We start from the raw sequence: 21089 nt of genomic DNA on the forward strand, positions 1-21089 counted from the left end.
GCGGCCGTCCCTATGAAAGCTAGGGACGGACACCCGTGAACCATCAGGAGCCTGCCGCAGTGCCCGCTGCGGTGGGCTCCACCTGATTCCAAGTTACCGGCGTCAGATCGCCTACGCCACCAGCCTGGGCGCCTCGCACCACCACGCGCCCCCGGTCACAACCGATGCGCCGCCCCCGTAGGCGTGGCCCCCCGCGTGTCCAGCAGGAGCTGGGCCTTCACCGACAGGCCCTGGAGGTCGTACGTGCGGTGCTGCTGGAGCAGGATCGTCAGGTCGGCGTCGGCGGCCGCCTCGTAGAGGGAGTCCGCGCGCGGGACCGGGCGGTCCAGGACGCTCCAGGACGGGACGAGGGGGTCGTGGTAGCTGACCGCCGCGCCCAGCTTCATCAGCGCCGTCGCGATCTCCTCCGCGGGCGTGCCCTGCTGGTCGGCGAGGTCGGCCTTGTAGGTGACGCCGAGGAGCAGCACGCGTGCGCCGCGTGCGGACTTGCCGTGCTCGTTGAGCAGGGCCGCGGCGCGCTTGACCACGTACCGGGGCATGCGGCTGTTGACCTGCTGGGCGAGCTCCACCATGCGCAGGCCGCGGCCGGCCTTCCCGCCCAGGTCCTGCGGGACGGAGTGGCCGCCGACGCCGGGGCCGGGGCGGAAGGCCTGGAAGCCGAACGGCTTGGTCTCCGCGCAGCGGATGACGTCCCACAGGTCGACGCCCAGCTCATGGCACAGGACGGCCATCTCGTTGACGAGGGCCATGTTGACGTGCCGGTAGTTGGTCTCCAGGACCTGCACGGTCTCCGCTTCCCGCAGGCCACGCGCGCGTACCACCTTGTCGGTGAGGCGGCTGTAGAAGGCCGCGGCCGACTCCGTGCAGGCCGGGGTGAGTCCGCCGATGACCTTGGGGGTGTTGGCCGGGCTGTGGTCACGGGTGCCGGGATCCACCCGACTGGGTGAATAGGCGAGGTGGAAGTCGCGCCCCGCGCGCAGGCCGGAGCCGCGCTCCAGCAGCGGGCGCAGGAAGTCCTCGGTCGTGCCGGGCGGGACCGGGGATTCCAGGATCACGGTGGTGTGCGGACGCAGCCGCTCGGCCAGCGTGCGCGCGGCCGCCCCCACCTGACCGAGGTCGAGCTCGCCGTCGGCGCCGCGCGGGGTGGGGGCGCAGATGACGGCGGTGCGGACACGGCCCAGTTCGGCGGGGCCCGTCGGCTGCCGGAAGCCCCCCGAGAGCATCCGGCGCAGTTCGGCGGGGGTGAGGGAGGAGGCCTCCGGGCCGGTGCGGTAGCCGACGGTGGGGATACCGGCGGCGACGGCGGCCTGAGCCAGGGGCAGGCCGAGCGGGCCGAGTCCGATGACGGCGAGATCTGCGGGCATGGCGTGGGCCGTCCTTCCCAATAACCGAAGCGGGACAGGTGCGCAAGCCCGGTGGACAGAATGAGCGAGCGCAATGTCAGACTACGGGTAAATATGACCGATATGAGGGATTGTTCGTGTGTGTTTCCGTGGGTGTGGCCGGGCGTTGTCCACAGGCTGTGCGGCCCGTGGTGGCTGAAGTCGGGCAAGACCGTCAGAATCTGGGCATGAGGGAGGGACCGGGCTTCGCCCACGGGTGCGGCCGACGCGGATGAGATGCGGGAGGCAGCGGTGAGGACAGCGACACTGGGGCCGGCGCAGCGTGCCGAGGCACTCGCGGCGATGGCCGAGCGGGAACTGGACGTGCTGGTGATCGGCGGCGGAGTCGTCGGCGCGGGCACCGCCCTCGACGCCGTGACCCGCGGACTGTCCACGGGGCTGGTCGAGGCGCGCGACTGGGCCTCGGGCACGTCCAGCAGGTCCAGCAAACTGATCCACGGTGGTCTGCGCTATCTCGAGATGCTCGACTTCGCACTCGTACGGGAGGCGCTGAAGGAGCGCGGTCTGCTGCTGGAGCGGCTCGCCCCGCACCTGGTCAAGCCGGTTCCGTTCCTCTACCCGCTCCAGCACAAGGGCTGGGAGCGGTGGTACGCCGGTTCGGGCGTCGCGCTCTACGACGGGATGTCCATGGCCCGCGGGCACGGCCGGGGCCTGCCCCTGCACCGGCACCTGACCCGCCGCCACGCCTTGCGGGTGGCCCCCTGTTTGAAGAAGAACGCGCTGGTCGGCGCGTTGCAGTACTACGACGCCCAGATGGACGACGCCCGCTTCGTCGCCACCCTCGTGCGCACGGCCGCGTCCTACGGCGCGAAGGTGGCCAACCGGGCGCGCGTGACGGGATTCCTGCGCGAGGGCGAGCGGGTCGTCGGGGCCCGGGTCCGGGACGTCGAGGGCGGCGGCGCGTACGAGGTCCGCGCCAAGCAGATCGTCAACGCCACCGGTGTGTGGACCGACGACACGCAGGCCATGGTGGGCGAGCGCGGCCAGTTCCACGTGCGGGCGTCCAAGGGCATCCACCTGGTCGTGCCGCGCGACCGCATCAGTTCCTCCACGGGCCTGATCCTGCGTACCGAGAAGTCCGTGCTGTTCGTCATCCCCTGGGGCCGGCACTGGATCGTCGGCACCACCGACACCGAGTGGAACCTGGACAAGGCCCACCCCGCCGCGTCCAGCGCCGACATCGACTACCTGCTGGAACACGTCAACTCCGTGCTCGCGGTGCCGCTGACCCGGGACGACGTCGAGGGCGTCTACGCGGGGCTGCGGCCGCTGCTGGCCGGGGAGTCCGACGCCACCAGCAAGCTGTCGCGCGAGCACACCGTGGCGCACCCGGCGCCGGGGCTGGTCGTCGTCGCGGGCGGCAAGTACACGACGTACCGGGTGATGGCCAAGGACGCCGTGGACGAGGCGGTGCACGGACTCGACATGCGCGTCGCCGACTGCGTCACCGAGGAGATCCCGCTGCTGGGCGCGGAGGGCTACCGGGCGCTGTGGAACGCGCGGGCGCGCATCGCGGCACAGACCGGCCTGCACGTGGTCCGGGTCGAGCACCTGCTGAACCGTTACGGCTCGATGGCCGAGGAACTCCTCGACCTCATCGTCAAGGACCCCGGGCTCGGCGCACCGCTGGAGTTCGCCGACGACTACCTGCGCGCGGAGATCGTCTACGCCGCCTCGCACGAGGGGGCGCGGCACCTGGACGACGTGCTCACCCGGCGCACCCGCATCTCCATCGAGACCTTCGACCGCGGCGCCCGCAGCGCCCGCGAGGCCGCCGAGCTGATGGCACCGGTGCTCGGCTGGGACAAGGGCCAGATCGAGCGCGAGGTCGAGCACTACGAGAAGCGGGTGGAGGCCGAACGCGAGTCGCAACTCCAGCCGGACGACCAGACGGCGGACGCGGCACGGCTGGGGGCGCCGGACATCGTGCCGTTGTAGGCGTCGCCCGTGGCGGCCCGGGGGCCCGGGACGCCCGCGGCCTGGGGTGGTGGCGGGTTCACCACGTGCGGGAGGTGGCGCGTTCACCCGAAAGTGTGGCGCCGGGCGGGATCTCCGTTCGGCGCCCGTCCGTTCTACCGGGTGCGAGGGCAGAACTCGGCGGCGAGCAGGGCCGGTTCGAGGCCGGGGTCTGCGATCGCGGTCGTGTTCACCCGGAAGGTGAGGACGCGACGGCCGTCGACGGTGGCCGCGGTGCGCACGTAGCTGCCGGATATCCGCCCGTTGTGTCCCCACACCGTGGTGCCGCACGGCAGCCTCACCGGGAACAGGCCCATGCCGTACACCCCATGTGCGGTCCGGGTGCCGAGCATCTCGCGCAGCCGGCGCGGGGGCAGCAGTTCACCGCCGAGCAGCGCCGCGTAGAAGCGGTTCAGATCGGCGAGCGTGGTCACCAGCTCGCCCGCGGCCCCGGCCACCCGCGGGTCGAGCGCGGTGACGTCGGAGCCGTCGGTGGCGTAGGCACGGCCGTGCGGCGAGGGCAGCGTGGTGCGGGAGCCAGGGAAGGAGGTGCCGTCAAGGCCCAGGGGAGCGAGGATGCGCCGCTCGGTTTCGGTGGCGTAGGAGTGGCCGGTGACCTGCCGGATCACCATGCCGAGCAGGACGTAGTTGGTGTTGGAGTAGGAGAAGCGGCCTCGGTCGGCCGGAGGGTGGGTGAGCGCCAGGCGCACGGCTTGGAGCGGAGTGACGGGGACGGTGCCGCCGGTGAGCCGGGTGAAGTCGTACAGCCCGCTGGTGTGGGTGAGCAGGGAACGCAGGGTCAGCGCGCGCCCGTCGTTGCCCGCTCGGCGCACCAGCCCGGGCAGGTGCTGCTCCACGGTGTCCGACAGGGACAGCCGGTGCTCGGCGGCCAGTTGGAGCACGACGGTCGCGACGAAGGTCTTCGTGAGACTGCCGGCCCGGAAGTGGTCGGCGCGGGAGATGCCGGTCCCGGCCTCGGCGTAACGGCTGCCGGCCGGCCCAGCGGCCGGCCCACTGGCCAGCAGGGCGGCAGCGGGAGCATGGCCGCGGCTCAGCAGAAGCGGCAGAAGGGCGTCGGCCGCCGACGCCGTCTGCGACTTGGCGGCCGGGGCGGTGGCCGTGAGCACGTTCGCCGGCCGTGGCGTCCCGGAGGTATCGGCGCCTGCTGGGGTCAGACCCAGAAGGACGGCGAGTGTGGCGGAAACGGTCAGAAGGGTCCGCAGCGGAACGAGGGAGGGGGTGACGGACAGGCGGCGACGCGGGGCAAGGGCAACGGGGGGAGCGGTCGGCCGGAATCGACGTGGAACCTCCGCTGAAGCGGTCGACAGAATCCGGCGACCGAAAGCTGCAGTACTGGTCCATAGGCCCCGGTGACGGGCGGCCGCGGTGCCGGCCACGATGTCCGGGTGACGGGCAGTCGCGGTACCGGGCTCGAGGTCTTGGTGTCGGGCGGTTGCGGTACCGGTCCCGAGGTCCTGGCGTCGGGTAGCCGCGGGGCCGGGCCACAGGTTCCGGTGTCGGAAGGCCGCCGCGATGGCCGGCAGGGTCCGGGGGTGTCGGAAGGCCGCCGCCATGGCCAGCAGGATCCGGCCGTGCACAGCCGTCCGCGTGGGCGACGGGACTCGGCCGTGATGCACAGCCGCCCCAGTGGGTGAGGGGATCTGGCCGCGGACAGGCTGTGCAGCGGTCGGCGGGGGGCGGCGTGGGGGCATCGCGGTCTCCCTTCGGCCGCCCGGGTCGCCGCCCATCATGCAGGGCGGGGGAGCGGGGGATTCAGCCGGGTGGCGGCGGCTCGGCCGCCTGGTGCCGGGGCCGGCGGGTGGTCCGGGTGCATGGGACACCCTGGGTGCGTTGGGTACTTGTCGGGTGAGGGACAATGGAGGCTCTGTCAGGGCGGGTTGGTTTGAGGGGACGCATGTCGGAGGCGGAGCGGGCGGGGACACCTCGTCAGGACACTCGTCAGGACTCTCGTCAGGACCGGAGCGAGCGTCTCCTCGCCGGGCGGTACCGGCTGGAGGGCGTGCTCGGCCGCGGTGGCATGGGCACCGTGTGGCGGGCCACGGACGAGACCCTCGGGCGGACGGTCGCGGTCAAGGAGCTGCGCTTCCCGTCGAACATCGACGAGGAGGAGAAGCGCCGGCTCATCACGCGGACGCTGCGCGAGGCCAAGGCGATCGCGCGGATCCGCAACACCAGCGCGGTGACCGTCTTCGACGTGGTGCAGGAGGACGACCGGCCCTGGATCGTGATGGAGCTGGTCGAGGGGAAGTCCCTCGCCGAGGTCATCCGTGAGGACGGGCTGCTGGAGCCCCGGCGCGCGGCGGAGGTCGGGCTCGCCGTCCTCGACGTGCTGCGCTCTGCCCACCGCGAGGGCATCCTGCACCGTGACGTGAAGCCGTCCAACGTGCTCATCGCCGAGGACGGCCGGGTCGTGCTCACCGACTTCGGTATCGCCCAGGTCGAGGGCGACCCGTCCATCACCTCCACCGGCATGCTCGTCGGCGCGCCCTCCTACATCTCCCCGGAGCGGGCGCGCGGGCACAAGCCGGGACCGGCGGCGGACCTGTGGTCGCTCGGCGGGCTGCTGTACGCGGCGGTGGAGGGCACTCCGCCCTACGACAAGGGGTCGGCGATCGCCACGCTCACCGCGGTGATGACCGAGCAGCTGGAGGAGCCGAAGAACGCCGGGCCGCTCAAGGACGTCATCTACGGGCTGCTCACCAAGGACCCGGCGCAGCGGCTGGACGACGCGGGCGCCCGGGTGATGCTCAAGGCCGTCATCAACGGGCCGGACGTCACGCAGACCGAGCCGGAGCCCGCGGCCGACGCGACGAAGGTCGTGCCGTTGCCGCCGCAGCCGGCCGAGCGCGGGGCCAAGCGGGGCGAGGAGGCGGGGGAGCGGCTGCGCGGTGCGCTGCGTTCCGTACGCAAGGCCGCCGCGGCGGGAAGCACGTCCGGTGCCGCCGCGGGTGGCGCGTCCGGGGCGTCGGCGGACAGCACGAAGACAACGTCGTCCGCGTCCACGGCGAGTGGTGAGGGCGCGGCCGGCCGAGGCACGGCCGCCGTCGGCAAGGGCCGTACCGGCGGCGGAGGTTCCGGATGGAACGTGGTGCCGCCGCCGGACCTCGACCTGCAGCCGCGGCCGGTGCCCCGGGCGCCGCTCACCGACGTGGTGCCGAAGCGCACGCTGATGATCATCGCGGTGGTCGCGGCGCTCGCCGTGCTCGGCACCGTGCTGGCCTTCGCGCTGAGCGGCGGCGACGACGACAAGGGCGCGCAGGGGGCGCGGCCGTCCGGGGCCGTGGCGAGCGGCGGCGCGGAAACCAAGAAGGGCAAGGGGGGCGCGACCGGCGCGGACGGTTCCTCCTCGCCCCGGGCGTCCTCGGCGACGTCCACCGCGGGCGGCGCGAGCACGCCCGGCGCGGGCCCGAGCCCGACCGGTGGCACGGCCGGCCCGGCCGCTTCCGGCGGTGCGCCGGTGACGGGTACGCACCAGGGTGGCCAGGGTTACACGATCGGGCTGCCCGCCGGGTGGGCGTTCCAGTCCACGGGCTCGGCGGGGGACCGCTTCACCGGCCCGGGCGGGCAGAAGTTGCTGGTGGCCTGGACCTCCACGCCGAAGGACGACCCGGTCGCGGACTGGCGGAACCAGGAGCGCGGCATGGTGCGTTCCCAGTACCAGAAGATCCGGATAGAGAAGGTGGGCTTCCGGGGGTGGAACGCGGCCGACTGGGAGTTCACCTACGCGGACGGCGGCACCCGGTACCGGACGGTCGACCGGGGTTTCGTGGTCGACGACCATGCGGGGTACGCGCTGATGTACACGGCGAAGGCCGCCGACTGGGACGGGGACCTGCGCCGGCAGACCTGGCAGACGCTGACGGAGACGTTCCAGCCGAAGAAGTGACGCCCCCGGTCCGCGCGTTCGTCGATTCGGCGCGTTCGTCGATTCAGATCGGGCAACCCCTCTTTGTGGGTTGCCTCCGGCACGTATCGTGAGTGCTTGCGGACCGTATGCATCGGAGGGGATGCCCGCAACGGGACGCGTGGCGAACGGATCTGACCAACCGGGCGGCCGGGGGAGGCAACGTGGACGACTACGCGGGACGGGTCCTCGCCGACCGCTACCGCCTACCGCTGCCGCCGTCCGACGCGTACGAACTCACCGAGACCCGGGCGTTCGACACCTACAGCGGGCAGGAAGTCCTCATCCGGCAGGTGCCGTTGCCGGAGGTCGTCGAAGCTGAGGTACTGGACGCCGAGGGGCTGCCCGCCGGGTTCACCCCGCGTCAGCGCCGTGGCGCCGGGCGGGGCGCGGGCGTCGATGTGCGGCGTCCCGCCGACCCCGTGGTGCGGCGGGCCGTGGAGGCCGTGCAGGCCGCGGCGCGCATACCCGACCATCCGCGGCTGGATCAGGTCTTCGACGTGTTCGCGGAGGGCGGTTCGCTGTGGATCGTCAGCGAGCTGGTGGCCGCCCGGCCGCTGGCCGCGCTGCTCGCACAGCAGCCACTGACCCCCTACCGGGCGGCCGAGGTCGCCTCCGACGTGCTGATGGCGCTCAGGGTGCTGCACGGGCACGGCTGGGTGCACCGCAACATCACCGCCCGCACCGTCCTGGTCTGCGAAGACGGCCGTGTCATGCTCACCGGCCTGGCGGTCGGCGCGGCCGAGGAGGCGCTGTGCGGGTACGACCCGGTGCCGCCGGAGCCGGACGAGGAGACCGACTTCGGCCCAGGGCAGGGCGGCGAGGACGCCCGTGCCGGTGGTGCGGGCCGTGTTCCGCCGCCGGGGCGGCCGGAGGACGCCGGCGCGGTGCTGGACGCCGAGACCGCGCGGCGGGCCGCCATCCAGGCTCGTGCCGCCGGCGGACTGCCGGGCGCCGGGAACCGGCCGGGGGGCACCGGCGCTGCCGCGCTCGCCCGCCCGGCCGACACCGACAGCGCCGAGGACGTGCGCGCCGCGCGGGCCGGCGCGATCGCCGCGTACCGGGCGGGCGCGCGGGCGGCGGCCCGGGTGCAGGAGGCGCAGCACAGCACGCACAACGGCCGCGTCGCCCTGCCCGGCGCCCGGCCACCGGCCGAGGCCGGCCTCCCCGCCCCCGGCGGGCCGCAGCCGCCGTACGCGCAGGCGGGTCTCCCCGCCCCCGGCGGTCCGCAGCCGCCGTACGCGCCGGGTGGCCAGGGGCAGGAGCGGTCCGATCCTGCGGCGCCGGGCCGGATCGCCGACCCCTATGGCGCGCGGGGCACCGCGCCGCACCCGCCCGAGGGCACCCGCGCCGGCCCCGAGTCCGCCTCCTGGGGCGAGCCCTCCCACGCCGCCCCGGCCCCCCGCGGCCCGCGCACCGCGCTCGCCGCCGAGCGGGCGCGGCAGGCGCGGATGACGGTGGTGGGCGCCGTGACCGAGCGGTGGGCGCCGGAGCAGGCCGGGCCGGTGCACGAGAACTGGCAGCTCGCCGCGCCCATCGGACCCGCGACCGACCTGTGGGCGCTGGGCGCGCTGCTGTTCCGGGCCGTGCAGGGGCACGCGCCGTACCCGGAGGAGTCGACGGCCGAGCTGGTGCAGATGGTGTGCGCCGAGCCGCCCGCCTTCGCCGAGGAGTGCGGGCCGCTGCGGCCGGTGGTGGAGTCGCTGCTGCGTCAGGACCCCACCGAGCGCATCGACTTCGAGGAACTGGGCGGCTGGCTGCGTTCCCTGGTGCGGTCCGCGCCCGAGCCGGAGGCCGGGGTGCACATCGTGGCCGCGCCGCCGGTGGACGCCGGCAAGCTGCCCGTCGTACGGCGCCGGGGCGAACTGGTGCGGCGGCGCCGCGCCGGACTGCCCGCCCCGCACGGCCGGCACAAGCGGGCCGCGACGAGACAGGGTTCGCCGCGCAGCCTCGGCCGGATCCTGCTGGTGCTGATCCTGCTCCTGCTGGCGGCGGCGATCGCGTACGCCATGTTCTTCCTGCCGAAGTCCGGCAGCGCCGAGGACCGCGGCGCCGACCGGACCGGCGCGGCCGGGTCCGTGTCCCGGGAGCCGGACGCGAGCAGCGCGCCGCACCCCGAGCAGACCTCGCCCGGCGCCCCGGACGGCAACGGCCCGGCGACATCGGCCGGGTCCACGCAACCGCAGACCACCGGGCCCGGCGTCGCCGAGGGGTTCACGCTGCGCAAGGACCCCGCCGGTTTCCGGGTCGCCGTCGCCGACGGCTGGCAGCGTGTCCCGGGCAACGGCCGCGGCCAGGTGACGTACACGCACGGTGACTTCGCGCTGATCGTCGTCCCCGGCCGGGACACCTCGGCCCGTTACGGCGGCGACCCGATGGCGTATCAGCGGGAGCGGGAGCCCGAGCTGCAGCCGTACCGGGACTCCTCCTGGGCGACCGCCACCGGGCTGAAGACGATCCAGGTCGGTGGACGGACCATGGCGGAGGGCCAGTTCACCTGGACCGGCGCCGACGGCCGTGAGCTGTACGTGCGCAACCTGGCGCTGCTGGTCGACGGGCGCTATCACGTGGTCCAGGTGCGCGGACCGGAGGCCGAGCGGGACGAGGTGACGCGGTTGTACGAGCAGGCGTCGGGCAGTTACCAGTACACGGGCTGACCAACCCGCACAGACGGGCCGTACAAAAGGGGGCGTACGCATCAGCAGTCCAAAAGGTTGCCCGCGGTCACGCAAAGCGACAACCGTCACAGTGCGGTCACCGAGGCACCCCGCTGGTTCCCCGGACGCCGGGCTGTCTTTACCCTGACCCTGTCAAGAGCATTGCGGGGCAACGTGAATCAGATGCAGGGCCTGCTCCTCGCGGGCCGCTACCGGCTCGCCGATTCCATCGGCAGCGGCGGTATGGGCCGTGTGTGGCGCGCGCACGACGAGCTGCTGCACCGCGCCGTCGCGATCAAGGAGCTGACCGCGGCGCTCTACGTCTCCGACAGTGACCAGCAGGTCCTGCTCGCGCGCACCCGCGCCGAGGCGCGCGCGGCCGCGCGCATCAACCACTCCGCCGTCGTCACCGTGCACGACGTGCTGGAGCACGACGGCCGTCCGTGGATCGTGATGGAGCTGGTCGAGGGGCACTCGCTCGCCGACGCCGTCAAGGAGCAGGGCCGCATCGAGCCCGCCGAGGCCGCCCGGATCGGGATGTGGGTGCTGCGGGCCCTGCGCGCCGCGCACACCGCGGGCGTCCTGCACCGCGACGTCAAGCCGGGCAACGTGCTGCTCTCCCACGACGGCCGGGTCCTGCTCACCGACTTCGGCATCGCCCAGATCGAGGGCGACACGACCATCACGCGCACCGGCGAGGTCGTCGGATCGGTCGACTACCTCGCCCCCGAACGCGTCCGCGGGCACGACCCGGGCCCGTCCTCCGACCTGTGGGCGCTGGGCGCGACGCTGTACACGGCGGTGGAGGGCCGCTCGCCGTTCCGGCGCACCTCGCCGCTGTCCACCATGCAGGCCGTCGTCGAGGAGGAGGCCGACGAGCCGGGGTACGCCGGCCCGCTCGCGCCCGTCATCTCCGCACTGCTGCGCAAGGATCCGGCCACCCGGCCCGGCGTCGCCGAGGCCGAGCAGATGCTCGCGGAGGCGGCGGAGGGACGCCGGCCCCGCGTGGCACAGGCGTACGTGCCGACCCAGCACGGCGGACAGCGGCCCCCGTACGACACGGACTCCGGCTACCGGACCGGCTCCGGTTACAACACCGGCTCGGGCTCCGGCTCCGGTTACAACACAGGCTCGGGCTCCGGCTACACCACCGGCTCGGGACGTAACACCGGCTCCGGCTACAACACCGGATCCGGTCACCACACCGCGTCGGCCTACAACACCCCGATGACGGCCCCGCCGCACGGCCCGGCGACCGGTCCGACGGCCGTCGGATCCACGCAGCTGCCGCCCGCCCCGCCCCGGCGCCGCCGCGGCCGTACCGTCGCGCTGGTCGTCGCCCTCGCCGCGATCGTCGGCGCCGGTACCGCGGTCGTGCTCCAGCAGTGGGGCCACGGCCGCGGCGGCAACGCCGGACCGGTCGTCACCTCGTCACCGCCGAGCACCAAGGACACCGGCGGTGACCAGGGATCCGTGCCCGACGACTGGCAGCAGATCAGCGACCCCAGGGGCTTCGGCCTCGCCCTGCCCAAGGGCTGGAAGCGGCAGCTGTTCAGCGACAAGGACGGCCTGACGCAGATCGACTACACGCCCGACGACGGCAACCACTTCCTGCGCGTCGCCATCGACACCGACCCGGACTTCAACGACCCGTACCAGCACCAGCTTTCCCTGGACAAGCAGTTGCACCGGCTCGTCGACTACCGCAAGCGCAAGCTCGAGGTCGTCACCTACCGGGACCACCGGGCCTCGCTGTGGGAGTACACCTTCACCGCGCTCGCCAAGGACACGCCGTTCCCCGGCCCGCGCAGAGCCGTCGACGAGGTCTACATCGGCGACGACGGCACCGAGTACGCGCTGCTGTTGTCGGGACCGACCGAGGACTGGGCCACCACACAGCAGCAGTTCAAGGCGATCCTGCGCAGCTGGCAGGAGAAGGTCTCCGCCTAGCGTGCTTGGCCGATCGGCGCCCCGGGGGGAGCGGTCCGGTGGGGCATGATGGGGCGCATGGGGACCGAGGGGGCGGATGCCCGTGTGATCGCGGGCCGTTACCGGCTCGACACACGGCTGGGCCGGGGCGGCATGGGCATCGTGTGGCAGGCCACCGACCAACTGCTGGGCCGGCGGGTGGCGGTGAAGGAGATCGCGCTCGACGAGACCCTGTCGGCCGAGCAGGCGCGGCTCCAGCGGGACCGGACGCTGCGTGAGGCGCGCGCGGTCGCGCAGCTGCGGCACCCGAACATCGTCGTCGTCCACGACGTCGTGGACGACGGCCGGCGCCCCTATCTCGTCATGGAGCTGGTCGACGGCGGAACGCTCGCCGATCGCATCGCGCGCGGCGGTCCCGTCGACGCCGCCGAGGCCGCGCGGATCGGCGTGGCCCTGCTGGGTGCGCTGAGCGCGGCGCACGCCGCCGGGGTGCTGCACCGGGACCTGAAACCGGCGAACGTCCTGATCGAGTCCGGCACCGACCGCGTCGTCCTCACCGACTTCGGGATCGCGCAGGTCTCGGGCGCCACGACGCTGACGGAGACCGGGTCCTTCGTCGGCTCGCCCGAATACACCGCGCCCGAGCGGATGTCGGGCACCGCCACCGGGCCCGCCTCCGACCTGTGGTCGCTCGGCGCCCTGCTGTGCACGATCCTCAGCGGTGAATCGCCCTTCCGGCGCGACTCACTGGGCGGCATCCTGCACGCCGTCGTGGTCGCCGAGATCCGTACGCCGGAGCAGGCCGCGCCGCTGCTGCCCGTCGTACGCGGGCTGCTGGAGCGGGATCCGGAGCGGCGGATGGACGCGGCCCAGGCCGAGCGGCTGCTGCGGGCCTACCGGGACACCGGGGTCCTTCCGGACCCTGGTTCGGACCCTGGTTCGGGTTCGGGTTCGGGTTCGGGTTCGGGGTCGGGGTCGGGTGCGGACGGCGGCGGCGGCGCGGGTGCGGGCGGGGGCTCCGGGGGAAGGGCCGTGCCGGGCGTGGGGGAGGATGTCCGGCCCGGTTCCTGGGCGGGGGCGGGCGGGGGTTTCGGGGCGGCCACGTCGTCGGGCTGGGGGCCGGCGCCGGGCGCCGGGTCCGGTCGTACGCCCGATCCGGCCCGTGACGCCACTCCGACGGCCGGGGGCGGCTATACGCCCACGCAGGCCGACCTGCCGCACGCCGGTACGGCGGCCGATCCGGGGCGGGCGCCCGAACGCTCCACCCGCGGCGTGCTGGTGGCCGCGTTCCTCGTCGCGGCGATGGCCGGTGCGGGCGTGTCCGCAGCGGCGCTGCTGATGCAGGGCGGCGACAAGGGCGGCTCACCGCAGGCGCCGAGCCGGGCGAGTTCCCCGGCGACGGCGCCCGCCGCGACGGTCACGGTCACCCGCTCCCCGGCCCCGGCTCCGACCGGCACCGGCACCGGTACCGGTACCGGATCTCCCGCCACGGGCTCTGCCACCACCGGTTCCCAGGCCACCGGCGACGGGGCCCGGCCCCTCGCGCCGTCCGGCTACCGGATCGCCGACGACCCCGCCGGTTTCCGGCTCGCCGTGCCCGACGGCTTCGTCCGCAGTCCGCAGGGCGAGCGGGTGTTCTACCTCTCCCCGGACGGGTCCTTCCGCCTCGGCGTCAAGGTCGCCGCCCCCGAACCCGGCGGCCCCCTCGCCGCGATGGGCCGCGCGGACGCCAACGGCGCCGACACCAACCCCGGTTACCACGCCGGCACCGTCACCGGGACCACCCACGACGGACGGCCCGCCGCGCTGTGGGAGTTCACCTGGAACGGCTTCACCGCCGCGGAGGGCGCCCGGCACACCTACGACCTGTGCTGGGAGGAGGGCGGCAGGATGTACGACGTGTGGGTGTCGGCGCCGGTCGGGAAGGTCCGCGAGGCGCGGGAGTACTTCGACGTGGCCGTCGACACGTTCACGCGCGCCTGAAAGCAGCGCCTGAGGGCAGCGACTGAGGGCAGCCGGTCCGCAACGGTCACGGGTCTGTGACCACTTGCGTTTCCCTGTGGAGAGGGGACGCCGCACACGGTATGGATGGGTCCATGAGCAACAACGGGGGCGCCGGCCACGGGGCCGACGAGACGACCAGCTTTGTCCTGCAACCGCCGAACCCGGCAGCGGTCCCGGCCCAGGCGCCGCCCGCCCCCGGGGAGGGCCAGCCGGCGGCCGCGCACGGCGAACCCGGCGCCGGGCGGCTCATCGCCGGCCGTTACCGGCTGCTCGGCAAGCTCGGCCACGGCGGCATGGGCACGGTGTGGCGGGCCAAGGACGAGACGGTGGACCGGGAGGTCGCCGTCAAGGAGCCCCGCGTCCCCGACCACCTCCCCGACCGTGAACGGGACAACGCCTTCGAACGGATGCGCCGCGAGGCGCGCGCGGCGGCCCGGCTGGACCATCCGGCGGTCGTCGACGTGCACGACGTGGCCGTCGTCGACGGCCGGCCGTGGATCGTGATGGAGCTGGTGCGGGGCCGCTCCCTCGGCGCCGTCCTGCAGGAAGGCACACTCGACGCGCGGGAGGCCGCCCGGATCGGGCTGGAGGTGCTCGGCGCGCTGGAGGCGGCGCACGCGGCGGGCATCCTGCACCGGGATGTCAAACCGGACAACATCCTGCTCGGCCGGTACGACCGCATCGTGCTCACCGACTTCGGCATCGCCCAGATCGAGGGCGAGACCCGGCTGACCGACACCGGCGGCTTCATCGGCTCGCCCGAGTACATCGCGCCGGAGCGGGTGCTGGGCCGGCGCCCCGGCCCCGCCTCCGACCTGTGGTCGCTCGGCGTGGTGCTGTACGCGGCGACGGAGGGCGTCTCGCCGTTCCGCCGCAGCAACACGCCCGCCACCCTGCAGTCCGTCCTCAACGCCACACCGGCCCCGCCCGCCGCCGCGTCGGGCCCGCTCGCCGAGGCCATCGACGGCCTGCTCCGCAAGGACCCGGCGCACCGCCCGTCCGCCGCGCAGGTCCGCGCCCTGCTCACCACGGCCGCCGAGCCGCCCGCGCCGCAGCCGACGCAGGCCGTCCGGCACGCCGGCCGCGGGGGCCGCGGGCTCCGGCTGGCCCGCGCGGCCTGGCTGGGCGTCGGCGCCGCCGTGGTCGCCGCCGCCGTCGCGGCGTACCTGCTGATCGCCGACCCGTTCGCCGGGCCGCTGCCCCCTGGGTGGAAGACCCGGCACGAGGGCGCGCTGCACGCCACGGTCGCCTTCCCCGCCGTGTACACGCGCGCCCTGCCCGACCCGAAGAAGGACCACGGCCACTGGGTGACGTACAGCGACCCCAGCGGCAGCATCTGGATCGGGCTGGAGCTGGACAAGAAGTCCGAGGACAGCAGCCGCAAAATCGCCGACTCGTCGACGGCTCAGATGTACGCCGACGACGGCGAGTTCAAGCAGAACGGCGAGTACGAGCTGGAGATGCCGGCCGGTCCCGGGACCGAGCCGGAAGGAAACAGAAGTTTCCACGGCCGCGAGGCCGCCCACAACACCCTCACCTACACCACCAACGACAGCCAGCAACCGCGCCCGCGCGAAGTGCAGATCTTCTACTACCGCACGCAGTCCGGCGACATGTACAAGCTGACCGTGAGCTACCCGGGCAAGGGCGACTTCACCGAACGCGGCCGTGAGGTGGCGCGGGCGGCGATCGCCAACCTCGACGTCGACACGCAGTGAGCCCGCGCCGAGCGGGCATGCGTCGACAAGGCGGCTCGCGGCGCGATAGGCATAGGGCATGGCTTGGGGGATGAGCAACGAGGGGGCCGTCGGCGGCGGGCGGGACCGGCTCGTCGGCGGACGGTACCGGCTCGTCGAGCGCATCGGCTCCGGCGGCATGGGCACCGTGTGGCGGGCCCACGACCAGAAGGTGGACCGTGACGTCGCCGTGAAGCAGCCCCGGCTGCCCGGCGACCCGGAGGACGACAGCCACCGGCGCGCCGCGCACCGCCTCTACCGCGAGGCCCGCGCCGCGGCCCGCGTCGACCACCCCTCGGCGGTCGCCATCCACGACGTGGTCGTCGAGGACGGACTGCCCTGGATCGTCATGGAGTTGGTGCGCGGCGAGTCGCTGCACGAGGTGCTGCGGCGCGGTCCGGTGCCGCCGGCCGAGGCCGCGCGGATCGGCGGCGCCGTCCTCGGCGCGCTGCGCGCCGCGCACGCCGTGGGCATCGTGCACCGTGACGTGAAACCGGCCAACGTGCTGCTCGGCCCCCATGACCGGGTCGTCCTCACCGACTTCGGCATCGCGCACGTCCAGGGCGAGGAATCCCTCACCGGCACCGGCGAGTTCGTCGGGTCGCTGGAGTTCGTCGCGCCGGAGCGGATGTCCGGGCGTGGCGCCGGCCCCGCCTCCGACCTGTGGTCGCTGGGCGTGCTGCTGTACGCGGCCGTGGAGGGCTGGTCGCCGTTCCGCCGTACGACGGTGGAGTCCACGCTCGCCGCGATCCTCACCGCGGACGTGCCCGAGCCGAAGCGGGCCGGCCCGCTCGCCCCGCTCCTCGTACGCCTGCTGGAGCGCGAGCCCGAGCGGCGGCCGGGCCCCGAGGAGACGGCGGAGGCGCTGGCGGCGGCGGGGGGCGGCGAGGCGCCGGAGGCGGGACTCACGCCCGAGCGGAACCCCGTGACGGAGCAGGACCCCGCGCCGGACCCCGCGCCGGACCCAGCGCCCGAGCCCGCGCCGGACCCAGCGCCCGAGCCCGCGCCGGATCGCGCGCCCGAGCCGGCGCCTTCTCAGGAGGCCGGCCCGATACCCGGGCCGGCGAGCGACCCCGGCCCTGAGCAGCGCACCCCCGCACAGCCCCCCGCACAGCCCCCCGTACAGCCCCCCGTACAGCCCCCCGCCCAGTCGCCCGCCCCTCGCCGCCCCGGCCTGCGCCGCCCCCGTCTCCGCCGTCCCGCCCCGCGTCGCCCCGTCCTCCTCGCCGCGCTCGCCGTCCTCGTCGCGGGCGGTGTCTGGTTCGGTGTGTCAGCCTTCCTCGACCGCGGTTCCGGCGCGGGAGCCACGGAACTGCACGGCACCTACCGCCCCGCGCCCGCCGCTTCCACCGGTGGCCCCTGGGTCGCGCACGAGGAGCCGGAGCTGAACGCCGTGCTCGCGCTGCCCGACGGCTACCGCCGCACGGCCCGGCAGAGCGGCGGCGGCGACCGGCCGCGTGTGGTGGTGTACGGCGCCGACGGGGCCGTGGAGGCGCGCCTCGCGGAGTGGGACAGGGCCCCCGGGACCCCGATGGAACGGGCGCGGGAGGCGGAGCGCACCTGGCGGGCACAGCACGGCGACGCCCGCACACAGCTCACCCGGACCAGCCTCGACGGGAACGAGGCCGCCTACGCCGACACCGCCTACCAACTGGGCGGTCAGCGGGCGCGGGTGCTGCAGCTGTTCGTGCGCACCGGTGACGGACGGCTGTACGAGCTGCGGGTCGACATGCCCAAGGGTACGGCGCAGGAACACGACGGCACGGCGCTGTTCAAGGGCGCACGGGAGCGCCTGAGGCTCGCGCCCGTTCCGCAGGAGTCCCGGAGCGCCTCCCCAACGCCCTGATCAGCGCATTCGTTGCCAGCGAACGCTGGCGGAGTGTGAGCAGTCGGTGAATCCCCGTTACCGACGGGTACACAAAGGCTCCGCTGCGGCATACCCTGCGCCCATGACGGACGCGCAGGCACCGGCCAAGACCGGCACCAACCCCCTCGCCCCCGCACCTCAGGGCGCCCGCACCGCCGCCGACGTGGTCACCCCCGAGCTGGTCGCCCAGCTCACCAAGGGCGTGGCCGGCTCCGGCCGTACCGCCAACCACACCCCCTTCACCGGGGAGAAGCTCGCCGACCTGCCCGAGTCCACCCCCGAGGACGTGGAGAAGGCCTTCGGGGCCGCCCGCGCCGCCCAGGCCGTGTGGGCGCGGGTGCCGGTGCGGCAGCGGGCCGCCGTCCTGCTGCGCTTCCACGACCTGGTGCTCCAGCGGCAGGCCGAGGTGCTGGACCTGATCCAGCTGGAGACCGGCAAGGCCCGGCTGCACGCCCATGAGGAGGTGCAGGCCGTCGCCGTCGCCGCCCGCCACTACGGCCGCAAGGCCCCCGCCTACCTGCGGCCCAAGCGGCACACCGGTGCCGTGCCGACCCTGACGAAGGTCACCGAGCTGCGCCATCCGCGCGGAGTCGTCGGCCAGATCGCCCCGTGGAACTACCCGCTGGAGCTGTCCGTCGGCGACGCGCTGCCGGCGTTCGTCGCGGGCAACGCGGTCGTCATGAAGCCCGACACCGAGACCTGCCTGACCGCGCTGTGGGCCCGTGACCTGCTCATCGAGGCGGGACTGCCGGCCGAGGTGTTCCAGGTCGTCATCGGCGACGGCCCGGTCATCGGCCCCGAGGTCGTCCGCCACGCCGACTACGTCTCCTTCACCGGCTCCACCCGCACCGGCCGCGAGGTCGCCGAGCGCGCCGCCGCGCGTCTGGTCGGCGTCTCCCTCGAACTCGGCGGCAAGAACGCCATGCTGGTCCTTCAGGACGCCGACCTCGACAAGGCCGCCGCCGGAGCGGTGCGCGGCTGCTTCTCCTCCGCCGGGCAGCTGTGCATCTCCATCGAGCGGCTCTACGTCCACGAGTCGGTCGCGGACGCCTTCCTGGAGCGCTTCGCCGCCCGCACCAAGGCCATGCGCCTCGGCACGTCCCTCGCCTACGGCGCCGACATGGGCTCGTTGGTCGGGGAGCGGCAGCTGAAGACCGTCGAGCGGCACGTGGAGGAGGCCGTGACCAAGGGCGCGAAGGTCGTCGCCGGCGGGGTGGCCCGCCCCGACATCGGCCCGTACTTCTTCGAGCCGACCATCCTCGACGGCGTCACCGAGCCGATGTCCGTGTGCACCGAGGAGACCTTCGGCCCGGTCGTGTCGATCTACCGCTTCCGCACCGAGGACGAGGCGATCGAGCAGGCCAACGCCACGCCGTACGGCCTGAACTCCTCGGTGTGGACCAAGGACGCCCGCCGCGGCCGGGACGTCGCCGCCCGTCTGCGCACCGGCACCGTCAACATCAACGAGGGCTATGCCCCCGCCTACGGCAGCGTCCAGTCCCCGATGGGCGGCATGAAGGACTCCGGTCTCGGCCGCCGGCACGGCTCCGAGGGCATCCTCAAGTACACCGAGGCCCAGACGGTCGCCCACCAGCGCCTGCTGCCGATGGCCCCCTCCCTGGGCATGACCGACGAGCAGTACGCGGCGTTCATGAGCCGCAGCCTGAAGCTGATGAAGGTGTTCCGCCTCCGCTAGAGCGCCCCTTCTCAACCACCCGTTCCCGACGAGGAGAGCACGTGTCGCAGGAGAAGTCTGTCCAGACGTCTGTCCGGACCCGGGACGAGGACGGATACGACTACGACGTCCTCGTGGTCGGCTCCGGCTTCGGCGGTTCCGTCACCGCCCTCCGGCTCACCGAGAAGGGCTACCGCGTCGGCGTCCTGGAAGCCGGCCGCCGCTTCACCCGGGAGAGCCTGCCGAAGAACAGCTGGGACCTGAAGAACTACCTCTGGGCGCCCAGGCTCGGCCTGTACGGCATCCAGCGCATCCACCTGCTCGGCAACGTCATGGTGCTGGCGGGCGCGGGCGTCGGCGGCGGTTCCCTCAACTACGCCAACACCCTCTACGTCCCGCCGAAGCCCTTCTTCGACGACCCCCAGTGGCGGCACATCACCGACTGGCAGGAGGAGCTGGCGCCGTACTACGACCAGGCCAAGCGGATGCTGGGGGTGCGGCTGAACCCGACCATGACCCCCTCCGACGTGCATCTGAAGGCGGCGGCAGAGCGGATGGGCTGCGGCGACACCTTCCACATGGCGCCGGTCGGCGTGTTCTTCGGCGACGGCGAGGACGCCGACGGCACGGCGAAGGCGGAGCCGGGCCGGCAGGTCGCCGACCCGTACTTCGGCGGCGCCGGTCCGGCCCGGCGGGCGTGCACCGAGTGCGGCGAGTGCATGACGGGCTGCCGGCACGGCGCGAAGAACACCCTCAACGAGAACTACCTCTACCTCGCCGAGAAGGCCGGCGCGGTCGTCCACCCCATGACCACGGCCGTCTCCGTCACGGACGACTCCCGCGGCGGATACGCGGTCGCCACCCTGCCCACCGACGACAAGAAGAAGGGCCGGGGCCGCACCTTCACCGCCCGCCGGGTGGTCCTCGCCGCCGGCACCTACGGCACGCAGACCCTGCTGCACCGGATGAAGGCGAACGGCAACCTGCCCTACCTCTCGCCGCGGCTCGGCGAGCTGACCCGCACCAACTCCGAGGCGCTGGTGGGCGCGCAGACCGACGACCGGCGCTACCGCAAGGCCACCGGCGACACACGGGCCGACTTCACCCGGGGGGTCGCCATCACCTCGTCCATCCACCCCGACGCGAGCACCCACATCGAGCCGGTCCGCTACGGCAAGGGCTCCAACTCGATGGGCAGCCTGTCCATCCTCCAGGTCCCCTACGCCGAGGGCCGCTCGCGCGTCGCCGCCTGGCTCGCGAACGCCGCCCGGCACCCGATGCTGGTGCTGCGTTCGCTGTCCAACCGGAAGTGGTCGGAGCGGACCATCATCGGCCTGGTGATGCAGTCGCTGGACAACTCGCTGACGACGTATCTGAAGCCCGACGGCGTCGGCAAGGGCCTGCTGACCGCGCGGCAGGGCCACGGCTCGCCCAACCCCAAGCAGATCCGCGCCGCCACCGAAGGCGCCACCGCGCTCGCCGCCGAGATCAACGGCTTCGCCGGGTCCAACGTCGGCGAGCTGATGGGCACCCCGCTCACCGCGCACTTCCTCGGCGGCTGCCCGATCGGCGACTCCCCCGAGACCGGCGTGATCGACCCCTATCACCGGCTGTACGGCCACCCCGGCATCTCGGTGGTGGACGGCGCCGCGGTCTCCGCGAACCTGGGCGTCAACCCGTCGCTGACCATCACCGCGCAGGCCGAGCGGGCGATGTCGTACTGGCCCAACAAGGGCGAGGCCGACCCGCGTCCGGCGCAGGGAGCGGACTACGAGCGCCTGAAGCCGGTCGAGCCGAAGCTCCCGGCGGTGCCCGCCGACGCCTTCGGCGCGCTGCGCCTGCCGTTCCTGGGCGTCCCGGCGGTGCCGCCCAAGAAGTGACCCCGTCGTACGACGAAGGGACCTGCGCCCCCCTCCGAGCGCAGGTCCCTCACGTCA

Annotated in this window: 11 protein-coding genes; 9 read left to right on the forward strand and 2 right to left on the reverse strand. The window is 73.8% G+C overall.

The features are described 5' to 3' along the window. Nucleotides 1-155: 155 nt before the first annotated feature. Nucleotides 156-1364, reverse strand: coding sequence for a nucleotide sugar dehydrogenase (locus tag AC0B9F_RS21940; RefSeq protein ID WP_472005065.1), 1209 nt, complete (start codon nucleotides 1362-1364; stop codon nucleotides 156-158). Nucleotides 1365-1634: 270 nt separating this feature from the next. Here AC0B9F_RS21940 and AC0B9F_RS21945 point away from each other — a divergent pair, with 270 nt between their 5' ends. Beyond that, entirely contained in the window at nucleotides 1635-3341 is a 1707-nt protein-coding gene (locus AC0B9F_RS21945) for a glycerol-3-phosphate dehydrogenase/oxidase (protein WP_472005067.1), read from the forward strand. A gap of 134 nt (nucleotides 3342-3475) precedes the next feature. Here AC0B9F_RS21945 and AC0B9F_RS21950 read toward each other — a convergent pair whose 3' ends face one another. Next, nucleotides 3476-4486 carry a serine hydrolase domain-containing protein gene (locus AC0B9F_RS21950; protein WP_472005069.1) on the reverse strand — a complete coding sequence of 337 codons (1011 nt, stop codon included), beginning with the start codon at nucleotides 4484-4486 and terminating at the stop codon, nucleotides 3476-3478. A 788-nt stretch (nucleotides 4487-5274) separates the two neighbouring features. Here AC0B9F_RS21950 and AC0B9F_RS21955 point away from each other — a divergent pair. The 8 genes from AC0B9F_RS21955 to AC0B9F_RS21990 all read left to right on the forward strand — a co-directional run bounded on the left by AC0B9F_RS21955 (nucleotide 5275) and on the right by AC0B9F_RS21990 (nucleotide 21032). Further along, on the forward strand, nucleotides 5275-7266 hold the full coding sequence (locus AC0B9F_RS21955; RefSeq protein WP_472005071.1) for a serine/threonine-protein kinase: 1992 nt from the start codon (nucleotides 5275-5277) through the stop codon (nucleotides 7264-7266). Between the two features lie 182 nt (nucleotides 7267-7448). Beyond that, nucleotides 7449-9941, forward strand: a complete 2493-nt coding sequence (locus tag AC0B9F_RS21960) for a protein kinase (RefSeq protein WP_472005073.1) — start codon at nucleotides 7449-7451, stop codon at nucleotides 9939-9941. A gap of 183 nt (nucleotides 9942-10124) precedes the next feature. Then, the gene (locus AC0B9F_RS21965; protein WP_472005075.1) at nucleotides 10125-11891 is read left to right on the forward strand and encodes a protein kinase domain-containing protein; all 1767 of its coding nucleotides are present in this window, start codon (nucleotides 10125-10127) and stop codon (nucleotides 11889-11891) included. 57 nt (nucleotides 11892-11948) lie between these two features. Further along, nucleotides 11949-13853 (forward strand): serine/threonine-protein kinase, encoded by a 1905-nt coding sequence (locus tag AC0B9F_RS21970; protein ID WP_472005076.1) that lies wholly within the window; start codon nucleotides 11949-11951, stop codon nucleotides 13851-13853. Between the two features lie 113 nt (nucleotides 13854-13966). Next, entirely contained in the window at nucleotides 13967-15592 is a 1626-nt protein-coding gene (locus AC0B9F_RS21975; RefSeq protein ID WP_472005078.1) for a serine/threonine-protein kinase, read from the forward strand. Nucleotides 15593-15662: 70 nt separating this feature from the next. Further along, nucleotides 15663-17456 carry a serine/threonine-protein kinase gene (locus tag AC0B9F_RS21980; RefSeq protein WP_472005330.1) on the forward strand — a complete coding sequence of 598 codons (1794 nt, stop codon included), beginning with the start codon at nucleotides 15663-15665 and terminating at the stop codon, nucleotides 17454-17456. 103 nt (nucleotides 17457-17559) lie between these two features. After that, on the forward strand, nucleotides 17560-19173 hold the full coding sequence (locus AC0B9F_RS21985) for a succinic semialdehyde dehydrogenase (RefSeq protein WP_472005080.1): 1614 nt from the start codon (nucleotides 17560-17562) through the stop codon (nucleotides 19171-19173). A gap of 41 nt (nucleotides 19174-19214) precedes the next feature. Beyond that, nucleotides 19215-21032, forward strand: coding sequence for a GMC oxidoreductase (locus AC0B9F_RS21990; RefSeq protein WP_472005081.1), 1818 nt, complete (start codon nucleotides 19215-19217; stop codon nucleotides 21030-21032). Nucleotides 21033-21089: the final 57 nt, after the last annotated feature.

Source organism: Streptomyces sp. NPDC097129 (assembly GCF_055668065.1).